Source organism: Nonomuraea sp. NPDC049378, assembly GCF_055586745.1.
Genome location: NZ_JBVJHP010000012.1, coordinates 49806 through 62248, shown reverse-complemented (window position 1 = coordinate 62248; position 12443 = coordinate 49806). Strand labels below are relative to the sequence as shown.

Here is a 12443-nt window from a genome sequence, read left to right as displayed (position 1 = left end):
GGCGAGACGGTCAGGGCGAGCGCGAGCAGGAGCAGGACGTAACGCAGCGCCTTCTCGCGGGCGGAGACGGTGTTGATGTCAGGCCGCCTTCCTGTTGAGCCGCAGCAGCAGGAGCATCGGCCCGATGGTGATGACGAGCAGCACCAGGCTGAGCGCGGAGGCGTAGCCGAGGTGGCCGGTGAAGCCGCGGCTGTAGAGCTGGATGAGCATCACGAGCGACATGTCCCTGCCGCCGGGGCCGCCGGTGCCGTTCGACAGCACGTACAGCTCGGAGAACACGCGCAGCGCCGAGACCGACACCAGCACGGAGATCAGCAACATCGTGTTGCGCACGCCGGGCACCGTGACGCTCCAGAAGCGTCGCACCGGGCCCGCGCCGTCCACGGCAGCGGCCTCGTGCAGCTCGCGCCGGACGTTGCCGAGCGCCGACAGGTAGATGATCATGTAGTAGCCCAGCCCCTTCCAGACGGTCAGGCTGATCGCGCTGAACAGCAGCAGCCACCGGTCGGTCAGGAACGGCACCGGCGCGGCGATCACGCCCAGCCACTGCGCGAAGCCGTTCACCAGCCCGCGGTCGTCGAGCAGCCAGCCCCAGATCAGCGCGACCACCACGGCCGAGGCGACCACCGGGGTGTAGAAGGCGGTGCGGAAGAACATGATGCCGGGCAGCTTCTTCTCCACCAGGATCGCGATCAGCAGCGGCAGCAGCGTGAGCAGCGGCAGGCACACCAGCATGTAGACGATGCTGTTGACCAGCGCGTCGGCGAGCTGGTCGTCGTCCAGGGCGCGGCCGAAGTTGGCCAGGCCGGTGAAGTGGCCGCCGCCGAGCGGCTTGGCGTCGGTGAACGCCAGGACCAGCGTGTTGATCGACGGGAAGACGGAGAAGACGCACAACCAGACCGCGGCGGGCGCCACCAGCAGCCACGGCGTGAACCAGCGGTGGTGGGTCATCAGCTCTTGAGCAGCTCGTCGCACTTGGCCACGGCGGCGTCCAGCGCCTCCTCGGAGGTGGCCTCACCGCTGATCGCCAGCGCGAACTGCTGCCGGACGAACTTCTTCATCGCCTCGGTGACCTGGACCGGCTCGAGCACCTTGGCCTTGGCGAGCGAGGTGAACGCGATCACCTTGGCGTCGCCCGAGCGGGTGCCGTCGCTCTTGCTGAAGAACGGGTCGTCCGCCGAGGCCTTGGTGCTGGGGAAGATGTTGACCAGATGGGCGAAGGCGGCCTGGTTCTCGGCGTTGGTCACCCAGCGGGCCAGGGCGAGCGCGGCCGGGGCGTTCCCCGTACGCTTGGAGATCGAAAGGCCCTGCACGTAGAGCGGCGGAGTGCCGATCGCGGGCGACGGCACCACCTTGGGCGCGAGCGTCGGATTGTCGGTGGCCAGGCTCGTGATGAAGTTGCCGCCGGCGGTCGTCCAGGCGACCGTGCCCTCGGTGAACAGCTTGGCGTTGCCGGCGTAGGTGTCGGTGAGCACGTCGCGCGGCAGCAGCCCCTCCTTGTACGCCTCGCGATACCGGTCCAGCAGCGCGACCGCCTGCGGGGTGTTGAAGGCGAAGCGGGTCCCGTCGGGCGTCATCATGGGGACGCCCGCGTTGGCCAGGTCGCCCAGCTCCGGCTTGCGGCTCATCAGATAGACCTTGCCGCCCGACTTCTCCTTCACCGTCCTGGCCTGGGCGATGAGCTCGTCGAGGCTCGCCGGCGGCTTCTCCGGGTCCAGGCCGTTCTCGGTGAGCAGCTCCGCGTTCCAGTAGTTGACGTCGGTGTTGAGGTACCACGGGAAGCCGTACGTGCCCTGGACGCCGGGGTAGCGGTAGGCCTCCAGGCCACCGGGGACGTAGACGTCGGCCAGCTTCTGGTCGGCCTGCTGATCGGCCCATTGGTCGGCTGGGCCGACGTCCAGCAGCACGCCCTGCTTGACCAGCGGGAAGGCGAAGTCGGGCGGCAGGTTGACGACGTCGGGCAGCGAGCCGCCGGCCGCCTGGGTGAGCACCTTCTCCGAGTAACCTTCGGCGGGCTGGTCCAGCCACTCGACCTCGGTGCCCGGGTACTCCTTCTCGAAGCCGTCGATGACGCCCTGCACGTAGTCGGTGAACTTCGGCTTGAGCGCCCAGGTCTGCAGGCTGACCTTGCCCTTCACCTCGCCGGTGGCGCCCGTGACCGGCGCGGCCTGGTCCGGTTCGGCGCCACCCAGCCCGCATCCCGCGATCGTGACGGCCAGCACGGCCAGTCCTGCCCAGTGCCTTCGCATGGCGCTCTCCTTCGTGGCCGGCGGGTACTAAACCGCTCTAGTCGCGGGACTATCCACCGGGCTAGACTCCGCTGTCAATAGGGTGTGGCCGGACTGTGAGGAAAGGAGCGGCCGCGTGGGCCGACCGACGATCGCCGACATCGCGCAGCGGGTCGGGGTGTCCAAGGGCGCGGTGTCGTTCGCGCTGAACGGGCGTCCCGGCGTCAGCGAGGCGACCAGGGCCCGCATCATCGAGGTGGCCAGGGAGATGAACTGGCGGCCGCACAGCGCCGCCAGGGCCCTCGGCGGCGCCAGGGCCGAGGCGGTGGGCCTGGTGATCGCGAGGCCCGCGAGCACGCTGGGCGTCGAGCCGTTCTTCGCCCAGCTCCTGTCCGGCCTGCAGGCGAGGTTGTCGCGCCAGCAGGTGGCGATGCACCTGCTGGTGGTGGAGGACTCCGAGGCCGAGATCGAGGTCTACAGGGAGTGGACCTCCGCGCACCGCGTGGACGGGTTCATCCTCGTCGACCCCAAGGTCCGCGATCCCCGTTTCGCCGCGCTGGAGGAGCTGGGCGTGCCCGCCGTCGTGCTCGGCGGGCCCGGCAGGCACGGGGCGCTGGCCAGCGTGTGGGCCGACGACCGCGAGGCGATGGTGTCGGTCGTCGACTATCTGGCGGCGCTCGGGCACCGCCGCGTCGCCCACGTCGCGGGGCTGCCCGGGCTCCGCCACACCCAGCGCCGCATGCGCGCGCTGCGCGACTCGGTCAAGCGGCTCGGCCTGGTGGACGCGGTCTCCCTGCCGACCGACTTCAGCGACGCCGAAGGGGCGGCGGCGACCAGGACGCTGCTGTCGCGCGCCTCCCGCCCGTCCGCGATCGTCTACGACAGCGACGTGATGGCGCTGGCCGGGCTGGGCGTGGCGGGGGAGATGGGCGTGGCCGTGCCGGCCGAGCTGTCGATCGTCGCCTTCGACGACTCGGTGCTGACCCGGGTCACCCACCCGAGCATCACCTCGCTGTCGCGCGACACCTTCGCGCTCGGCGGCCAGGTGGCCGAGGTGCTGCTCGAGGTCATCGCCGACCCGGGGGCCAGGCGCGACCTCAAGACCGGCACGCCGCGGCTGGTCGTCCGGCAGAGCACCGCGCCGCCCGCTCTTGGCAAGCGGGCTAAAGCGGTTTAGGGTCTCGGTGATCGGCTCAACCCCCGCCGGGGACGCCCCTCCGCCGGGGGAACGTCCTCGCGGGGACGGTTCACCCCATGGAGGACCCGCGTGCCCCAGCCGCACCACAGCCCCGGCCCGCTCCGCTTCGGCGCGAACTACGTGCCCTCGTCCGGCTGGTTCTACGGCTGGCTCGACCAGCCCGCCGACGCCGCCCGCCGTGACTTCGAGGACCTCGCGGGGATCGGGCTCGACCACGTCCGGGTGTTCCCGATCTGGCCGTGGATCCAGCCCAACCGCGCGCTCATCAGGCGGCGCGGGCTCGACGACCTGCTCGCCGTCATCGACGCCGCCGCCGAGTTCGGGCTGTCCGTGGCGGTGGACCTGCTGCAGGGCCACCTGTCCAGCTTCGACTTCCTGCCGTCGTGGGTGCTCACCTGGCACCGGCGCGGCCTGTTCACCGACCCCGACGTACGCGCGGGGCTGGTGTCGTACGTGGACACGCTCACCCGGGAGGCCGCCACCCGCGACAACGTCTTCGCGGTGACCCTCGGCAACGAGGTCAACAACCTCTACCCGGCCAACCCGACCACGTTCGGCGACTCCAGAAGCTGGGCCGCCGAGCTGCTCGGCGTGGCCCGCGCCGCCGCCCCCCGCCTGCTCCACCTGCACTCCCTGTACGACGCCACCTGGTACGACCCGGAACACCCCTTCCACCCGGCCGACAACGTCGACCTCGGCGACCTGACGACCGTGCACTCGTGGGTGTTCAACGGCGTGTCCGCCGTCGACGGCCCGCTCGGTCCCGCCACCGTCACCCACGCCGACTACCTGGTGGAGCTGGCCGCGGCCACCTCTCCCGACCCGGCCAGGCCGGTCTGGCTCCAGGAGGTCGGCGCGCCCGCGCCCGACGTGCCCGGGCCCGACGCGCCCGCGTTCGTGCGCGGGCTGCTGGACGCCGTCACCCCCAACCCCGCCCTGTGGGGTGTCACCTGGTGGTGCTCCCACGACCTCGACCGCTCGCTCGCCGACTTCCCCGAGCGCGAGTACGACCTCGGCCTGTTCACCGTGGACCACCAGCCCAAGCCGGCGGCCAGGGAGCTGGCCGCCGCCGTCAAGGAACGGCACGACAGGGCCGGCCGCCGCCGGGCGCTCGCCTGCGACGTGGACCTCAGAGCCGAGCCCGAGCGCCGCGCGGAGATCGCGCCGGGCAGCGCCTTCCACGCCGCGTGGGTGCGGCTGCGCCAGGACGGGCCGCTGGCCATCGTCACCGCCGCCCGCGCCGGCGACGCCGCGCACCTCGCGGCCAGGGGGATCGACACCGTGCTCGACCGGCAATGAGAGGAGATCAGATGCGACGCAGGCTGTTACCCACGCTCTGCGCGGCCACGGTCGTGGCGGCCCTGCTCACCGCGCCCGCCAGGCCGGCCCTGGCCGCGACGGGCGACCAGCCCTACGCCTCCTACTGGTACCCCGGCACGATCCTCGACTGGGATCCCGCCACCGACCCCGACGCCCGGTTCAACCGCTCCCGCGTGCCGCTGCGGCCACGTGCCCAGGACCCGGCGCTGAAGGCCAACCCGAACGCCCGCGCGGGCGAGGGCCGCGTCGTCTCGCTCGTGTCGTTCGCCCCCACCTCGGACAACCCGTCGCAGGGCTCGCTGGACGAGAGCTACTACGCCTTCGGCCACTGGCAGTACGTCGACAGGCTCGTCTTCTGGGGCGGCTCGGCCGCCGAAGGGCTGATCCTGGCGCCGAACCCCACCGTCGTCGACGCGGCCCACCGCAACGGCGTGAAGGTGTACGGCACCGTCTTCTTCCCGCCCGAGGTCTTCGGCGGGCGACTCCAGTGGGTGCGCGACTTCGTCCAGAAGCGCGGCTCCTCCTATCCCGTCGCCGACAAGCTGGTCCAGGTGGCCCGGCACTACGGGTTCGACGGCTGGTTCATCAACCAGGAGACGGAGGGCGGGGACGCCGCGCTGGCCACCGAGCTGCGCTCGCTCATCACGTACGCCCGCGCCAGGGGCCCGGTCGAGTTCATGTGGTACGACGCCATGACCGAGAGCGGCCCGGTCGACTGGCAGGAGGCGCTCACCCCGGCCAACGACGCCTTCCTCAACGATCCCGAGCGCGTGTCCGACTCGATGTTCCTCGACTTCGGGTGGGACGCCGGCAAGCTGCGCTCGTCGCGCGCGCTGGCCCGATCGCTCGGCAGGGACGAGCACGAGCTGTACGCCGGCATCGACACCGAGGCGGGCGGCTACGACACGAGCGTGCCGTGGGACGCGGTGTTCCCCGCCGGGCGGCCGCACGTCACCTCCCTCGGCATCTACCGCCCCGAATGGACGTGGCGGTCCTCGTCGGGCCCCGCCGACTTCCGGGCCAGGGACTCCCGCTTCTGGGCCGGCGCCAACGCGGACCCGTCCGACACGTCGACCTCGTCGGCGTGGAAGGGCCTGGCGCACCACGTCGCCGAGTCGACGCCCGTCACCGGCAAACCGTTCGTGACCGGGTTCAACCTCGGGCACGGCGGCTTCTACAACGTCGGCGGGGTCCGCGTGCGCGACGGCGGCTGGAACAACCTGTCCGTGCAGGACGTGCCGCCGACCTACCAGTGGATCGTCAGCTCCCGCGGCACCGAGCTGACCCCGTCGATCGACTTCGGCGACGCCTACGAGGGCGGCTCGTCGCTGCGGCTCACCGGTCGCCTCGACGCCGTCAACACCGTACGGCTCTACCAGACGCGCCTGCCGGTGGCGGCGGACACGAAACTGTCGGCCGTGGTCAGGACGCCCGCGGCGGGCGCCACCCATCTGCGGGTGGCCGTCGCGTTCACCGACGCGCCCACCAGGTTCACCACCTTCGACCTGGGGGCCACCAGGGGCACCGGCTGGGAGCGCAGGACGCTCGACCTGTCCGCCCACGCCGGCAGGACCATCGCGCAGATCGGGCTGCGGACGACGGGCGTGAAGAAGGCCTACGACATCCGCGTCGGGCAGCTGGCGGTGTACGACGGCGCCGTGGACAGGCCGTCCCCGCCTGCCGGGCTCACCGTGCTCGGCGTCACCGACGTGTCGGACACCCGTAAGTCGCTCCGCCTGGCCTGGACGGGCTCGCGCGGGAAGGTGCACCACTACGACGTCTACCGCCGCGACCCCGGCAGCGGGCGTACGTACCTGGGCGCCACTCCCAACGACGCCTACTTCGTGCCCCGCCTCGACCGCGCCGGCGGCGAGAAAAGCACGACGATCGAGGTGGAGGCGGTCTCCACGGAGTACGGTCGCTCGCCCGCGGCGCAGGCCACCGTCTCCTGGACCGGGGCTCCGGGACGGCCGTGACGAGTGGCGGATCCACGACAAGTCGGGATCTGGCCACGCCAACTTCATAGACAGCGCCAGCTCAGGGCCGCTAGGAAGTCGGATATTCGTGCTTACCGATTTCTGGAGGTCGTTCATGCTGCATGGGTTAGGGCGCGCGGGACAACGGCGGCGGGGGTGGCGGCAGGGGTGGCGGCAGGGGTGGCGGCGCGGAACGGTCATGGCCGTCACGGCCGTCATGACCGCCGCGCTGCTGCCGGCTCCTGGCGCGCACGCGCTCGCCGCGCCGCCCGTGGAGTTCACGAGCGACGCGGCGGGCGACGAGATCACGCTGGTCACCGGTGATCGCGTACGCGTGCGCGCCGTGGACGGTGAGCACAGGACCGTGGCCGTCACCCCCGCGCCCAGGGCGGATGGCTCCGTGCCGACGTTCCAGGTGCTGGAGTCGGGCGGGGAGCTGAGCGTCATCCCCGACGACGTCGCCGCCCTGGTGCCCGAGCGGCTCGACAGCGCGCTGTTCAACGTGACGGCGCTGGCCGAGCAGGGGTACGACGACGCCATCCCGCTGATCTTCACCCACGAGGGGAACGCCCCCAAGGCCGCGCCGCCGTCCGTGAAGCAGGTCCGCACGCTGGAGAGCATCGGCGGGATGGGCGTGTCGGTGGCCGAGCGGGACGCGGCTGCGTTCGGGGCGGAGCTGGCCAAGCTGGACGGCCCGGACGCCCGCGCCGCCGGGCCGTTGGCGGGCGTGTCGAAGATCTGGCTCGACCGCAAGGTGGAGCCGGTCCTGGAGCACAGCGTGCCGCAGATCGGCGCGCCCGAGGCCTGGGCCGCCGGGTACGACGGCGCCGGCACCACCGTCGCCGTGCTCGACACCGGCGTCGACGCCGCGCACCCGGACCTCGCGGGCAAGGTCGCCGGTCAGCGCGACTTCACCGGGGAGAACGTCACGGGCGACCCGCACGGCCACGGCACCCACGTCGCGAGCACGATCGCGGGAGCCGGCACGGACGGCGGCGGCAAGGGCGTGGCGCCCGGCGCCAGGCTGCTCAACGGCCGGGTCCTCGCCGGCGACGGCTTCGGCCAGCTGTCGTGGATCATCGACGGCATGGAGTGGGCGGCCGGCGAGCAGCGCGCCGAGATCGTCAACATGAGCCTGGGCAGCCAGGAGCCGGGCGGCCCGCTGACCGCCGCGGTCTCCCGGCTGAGCGAGCAGTACGGGACGCTGTTCGTGGTGGCCGCGGGCAACGACGGCTGCGACTCGTGCGTGGGCACCCCCGGCGACGCCCCCGAGGCGCTGACCGTCGGGGCGGTCGACCGCGAGGACCGGCTGGCCGACTTCTCCAGCAAGGGCCCGATCGTCGCCGACCAGGCCGTCAAGCCCGACGTGACCGCGCCGGGCGTGGACATCTCCGCCGCCAGGCCCGGCGGCGGCCACGCCGCGATGTCCGGCACCTCCATGGCCACCCCGCACGTCGCGGGCGCGGCGGCCCTGCTGCGGCAGGCCCGCCCCGGTGTCACCGGCGGCGAGCTGAAGTCGCTGCTCATGGCCACCGCCAGGCCCGGCAAGGACATCCCCGTCGACGCGCAGGGCGCGGGCAGGATCGACGTGGCCGCCGCGCTGAAGAACCCGGTCGCGGCCTCGGCGGGCTCGGTCAACTTCGGCAGGCTCGCCCCCGGCGAGGAGAAGAGCCTCACCGTCACCTACCACAACCTCGGGCAGCGGCCCGCGGAGCTGGACCTGTCGAGCGGCGGCGCGTTCGCCGTCGAGCCGGCCGGGCTCACCGTGCCCGCGTCGGGGACGGCCGAGGCCACGGTCACGCTCAAGGCGGACAAGACCGGCCTCGTGCGCCAGGAGCTGACGGCCGCCGTCGCGGGCGGCGTACCCGTGCGCACGCTGCTGACCGCCGACGTCGAGGAGAAGCGCGTCGAGCTGCGCGTCCGCGGCATCGCCAGGGACGGCCGACCGGGCCGCGGCGGCTTCACCGTGCTCGACCTGGACGAGGGCACCCTGGTCGGCCGCGTGCTTCCCGGCGAGCCCGCGCAGCCGTGCACCGAGCAGAAGTACGGCAAGGGCACGTGCCTGCTCGTCAAGCCCGGCACGTACTCGGTGCTCGGCCACATCTTCACCATGCCGGCCACCCAGGACAGCACCGCGAAGGGCAAGCCGCTCAACGAGAGCCTGCTCGGCGACCCCGAGATGACGATCACCGAGGACACCGAGGTGGTGCTGGACGCCCGCAAGGCCGTCGAGGTCGAGGTCGAGACGCCCGACCACAGGACCAAGCGGAACACCGGCTCGGCCGCAGCGCTGCGGTGGTACCGGGCGGGGGAGCAGGGCACCGCGCTGCGCGGCGGGACCCACATCGCGCCCGGCGGCCAGGTGGAGGAGCGGCTGTTCGTCCAGCCCACCGAGAAGGTCACCAAGGGCACGTTCACCGTCTCCACCCGGTGGCGGCTGACGGCTCCCGAGATCACCCTCACCACCCCCGGGCTCGAACTGGAACCCCAGTACGTGGACCCGGTCCAGTTCAGCGACTTCGCCACCGAGTACCCGCGCCTGGACGGCACCCGGCTGCTCATGGCGGCCGACGCGGGACGAGGTGGCCCTGGCGAGATCAAGGCGCGCGACCTGCGCGGCAAGCTCGCCGTCATCCGCCGCACCCCCGGAGTTCCGGTCTCCACGCAGTCCAACGCGGCCGCGGCGGCCGGGGCGAGGATGGTTGCCGTCTACAGCGACCAGCCGGGCCACGACGTCACCACCGGCGGCAACGGTGTCAAGCTCGCCGTCCCGACCGTGCGGCTGACGCATGAGGAAGGGCTGAAGCTCGTCCAGCGGCTGCGCCGGCTGCCGGTGCCGATCGTGGCCAAGGGCGTCGTCGCCAGCCCGTACGTCTACGACCTGTTCCTCCAGGAGAAGGGCCAGGTGCGCGACAGGCCGCGCTACGTGGTCAGGTCGAGGTCGCTGGCGAGGATCGAGACGGACTTCCACACCCAGCTCGCCGGCGACGTGACGGTGAACGAGGCCAGGTTCGTCTTCCAGCCCTGGGACACCACGTCGGTTTCCACGAACCATCCGATGGCCAAGGCGCCGCGCACCCGGACCGATTACGTCACCCCCGGGCCCGACCTGCGCTGGGCCACGTCGGCCGGCGTTCCCGAGCGGCACTACAACACCATGTGGCCGCACCCGGACACGCCGCGCATCGCGCTGTCCTCGCCGGACTTCCGCCCGTACGAGGCGGGCGAGCGGGTCGGGCGCTCGGTGTTCAAGCAGCCGCTGCTGCCGGGCATCAACCCGCGCAACCCCATGCGCAGGGAGGGCGACAAGCTGCGCGTGTCCATGCAGGGCTTCGTGGACGCCGCCCGCAACTACGGCGACACCCACACCAGCAAGTTCGAGCACGGCATGAAGACCGACTTCCGGCTCTACCAGGGCGACACGCTCCTGTGGCAGACGAACTACCTGCCGTCGGGGTCGGGCACGCTCTCCCCGGAGAAGGCGGACTACCGGATCGAGTACGACCTGGCCAACGAGGCCGGTTGGGCGAAGTTGTCCACGCGTACCAAGGGGGTGTGGACCTTCGCCTCCGAGCGCGCCGCGGAAACGGCGGTGATCCCGCTGCTGCTGGCCACGTTCGACGCGCCGGTCGACCTGAAGAACCGGGCCAGGTCGCGGAAGCTGGGCCTGTCCCTCTACCACCAGGAGGGCGCGGAGCAGAGCGCGATCAGGGACGTCGCGCTGGAGGTGTCGTACGACGACGGCGCCACGTGGAAGCCGGTCCGCCTGCGGGACAAGGGCGACCGTAGGTACGAGACGACCATCGGCCGGTCGCCGTCCGGGTTCGTCTCGCTGCGGCTCAACGCCTCCGACGTCAACGGCAACACCCTGGCGCAGGAGGTGATCCGCGCCTACGCCACGCGCTGAGCGCCCGCGCGAGGGTGCTCGCGCGCCGGAATGAGGGGGGAGGGCCGTGCTCGGGCCTCCCCCCTCACGCGTCGCCGGGGCTCACGTCGCCTGCCGCCCGGAGCCCGTTCGCCGGGCGGCCGGCGACGCGCTCACGTGACGGGCTGGAGCGTGGGGGGCGCGTCCGTACGCTTGACGTGCCGTGCGCGGAAGACCTGCCTCCGGCCGCCCGCGGTGAAGGCGGCGCGCGCGACGATGCGCCCGCGGCGCTTGGCGGGGAGCGGGAAGCCGACCGTGACCGCCGTGCCCGGCTCCAGCCGCGCCACCCGGTGCGCCCGCCGCTTGCGCGGCCCGTCGAGTCCCAGCTCGACCCCGCGCCACGGACGGGACGACCCGTTGTGCAGGGTCACGATGACCTGGTCGTCCGTGAGCCTCGTGCGCAGCCCGTACGGGAGGCGCGGATCGGACCCGATGGACGCGTCGAGGGTGGCCAGCAGTTCGGCGGTCAGCTCGGGGCGGTCCGCCGCCAGGTCGAGCTTCTCGCCGGGGTCGGCGGACAGGTCGTAGAGCTCGACCCGGCCCTCGGGCCCGGCGCCGGCGATGTTCGGGGAGAACCGGACGACCTTCCACCGGCCGCGCCGGATGGCCTGGGCCTTGCGCGGCCGGTTCCACACCAGGTGATCGTGCCTGGGCGCGTTCCCGCCGGTGAGCAGGCCGCGGAACGACCGCCCGTCGAGGTGGGCGGGCACCGGCACCTCCGCCAGGTCCGCCAGCGTCGGCAGCACGTCCCAGAACGCGACCGGCTGCCGCTCGACGCGATGGCGTAACCCTGGCGACCAGGCGATCAGCGGCACGCGGATGCCGCCTTCGTACACGTCGCGCTTGTCGGCGCGGTACGGGCCGTTGGAGTTGAACAGCCGGGGCGTCACGCCCTTCTCACGGTGGGGGCCGTTGTCGCTGGTGAACAGTACGAGCGTGCGCTCGGCGACGCCGGCGTCCCGCAGCGCCCGCAGCAGGGCGGCGACGTCGGTGTCGAGCCGTGTCACCTGTGCGGCGTGGCGGCGGTTCGCCTCGCTCCACGGCTCCTTCTCGTAGACGCCCGCGTCGCCGGGGACGGCGCTGGGCGCGTGCGGCAGGTTGCTGGCGTAGTAGAGCAGGAACGGGTCGTCGTCGCCCTTGGCGATGAACTCGGCCGCCTTCTCGCGGAACAGGTGCGGCGCGTACGACCGGCCGGGGACGGACACCCTCCTGTCGTTGTGCCACAGGTACGACGGGAAGTAGTGGTGGGCGTGCCGGTGGGTGATGTAGCCGAAGAACTCGTCGAAGCCGCGCACGTTCGGGTGGGAGGCCTGGTGGGGCTGCTCGGGGCCGAAGCCCCACTTGCCGATGCAGGCCGTCCGGTAGCCGGACAGCCGCAGCAGCTCGGCGAAGGTGAGGTCGGCGTCGGTCAACGAGCGTTGCGGCCCGCCTTCGGGGTTGTCACGCACGGTGCCGTGGCCGGCGTGCAGCCCGGTGAGCAACGCGCAGCGTGCCGGCGCGCACAGCGGCGCACCCGAGTACGCCGTCGCGAACCGCACGCCCTCGGCGGCCATCCGGTCCAGGTTGGGCGTGTGGATCTTGCGTTGTCCCTGGCTGCCGATCTCACCCCATCCGAGGTCGTCGGCCAGGACGAGCAGGATGTTCGGCCGTGAGGGAAGGCGGCCGCGGACGGCTGCCGCGTCTGCCGCCGAGGGGGCCAGGGAGGCCGCTGAGGGCGCCGCGAGGCCGGCGAGAGTTCCGGCGAACAAGGTGCGGCGGGAGAGCCCGTTGATCACGAAGGGCAACATATCGGAGGT

At 72.4% G+C, this 12443-nt stretch carries 7 protein-coding genes; 4 read left to right on the top strand and 3 right to left on the bottom strand.

All coding sequences use genetic code 11. The features are described from left to right. Window positions 1–78 precede the first annotated feature (78 nt). Window positions 79–951, bottom strand: a complete 873-nt coding sequence (locus ACZ6SA_RS25635) for a carbohydrate ABC transporter permease (protein WP_347648882.1) — start codon at window positions 949–951, stop codon at window positions 79–81. Beyond that, complete coding sequence (locus tag ACZ6SA_RS25630; RefSeq protein ID WP_465830894.1) at window positions 951–2249, bottom strand: ABC transporter substrate-binding protein; 1299 nt, start codon at window positions 2247–2249, stop codon at window positions 951–953. The genes ACZ6SA_RS25635 and ACZ6SA_RS25630 overlap by 1 nt, the downstream gene beginning before the upstream one ends. 115 nt (window positions 2250–2364) lie before the next feature. Here ACZ6SA_RS25630 and ACZ6SA_RS25625 point away from each other — a divergent pair, with 115 nt between their 5' ends. From ACZ6SA_RS25625 to ACZ6SA_RS25610, 4 genes are all read left to right on the top strand, one after another. Further along, window positions 2365–3405 (top strand): LacI family DNA-binding transcriptional regulator, encoded by a 1041-nt coding sequence (locus ACZ6SA_RS25625; protein ID WP_465830892.1) that lies wholly within the window; start codon window positions 2365–2367, stop codon window positions 3403–3405. A gap of 90 nt (window positions 3406–3495) precedes the next feature. Continuing rightward, complete coding sequence (locus tag ACZ6SA_RS25620) at window positions 3496–4725, top strand: glycoside hydrolase 5 family protein (RefSeq protein ID WP_465830890.1); 1230 nt, start codon at window positions 3496–3498, stop codon at window positions 4723–4725. Between the two features lie 11 nt (window positions 4726–4736). Beyond that, entirely contained in the window at window positions 4737–6722 is a 1986-nt protein-coding gene (locus ACZ6SA_RS25615; protein ID WP_465830888.1) for an endo-beta-N-acetylglucosaminidase, read from the top strand. A gap of 199 nt (window positions 6723–6921) precedes the next feature. Beyond that, window positions 6922–10629 carry a S8 family peptidase gene (locus tag ACZ6SA_RS25610; RefSeq protein ID WP_465830886.1) on the top strand — a complete coding sequence of 1236 codons (3708 nt, stop codon included), beginning with the start codon at window positions 6922–6924 and terminating at the stop codon, window positions 10627–10629. A 131-nt stretch (window positions 10630–10760) separates the two neighbouring features. Here ACZ6SA_RS25610 and ACZ6SA_RS25605 read toward each other — a convergent pair whose 3' ends face one another. Next, on the bottom strand, window positions 10761–12422 hold the full coding sequence (locus ACZ6SA_RS25605) for an arylsulfatase (RefSeq protein WP_347648876.1): 1662 nt from the start codon (window positions 12420–12422) through the stop codon (window positions 10761–10763). Window positions 12423–12443: the final 21 nt, after the last annotated feature.

What these genes read in the sequence shown, in the direction of transcription:
- ACZ6SA_RS25635 (WP_347648882.1), bottom strand. Translation starts at nt 951, where the DNA reads ATGACCCACCACCGCTGGTTCACGCCGTGGCTGCTGGTGGCGCCCGCC.
- ACZ6SA_RS25630 (WP_465830894.1), bottom strand. Translation starts at nt 2,249, where the DNA reads ATGCGAAGGCACTGGGCAGGACTGGCCGTGCTGGCCGTCACGATCGCG.
- ACZ6SA_RS25615 (WP_465830888.1), top strand. Translation starts at nt 4,737, where the DNA reads ATGCGACGCAGGCTGTTACCCACGCTCTGCGCGGCCACGGTCGTGGCG.
- ACZ6SA_RS25610 (WP_465830886.1), top strand. Translation starts at nt 6,922, where the DNA reads ATGGCCGTCACGGCCGTCATGACCGCCGCGCTGCTGCCGGCTCCTGGC.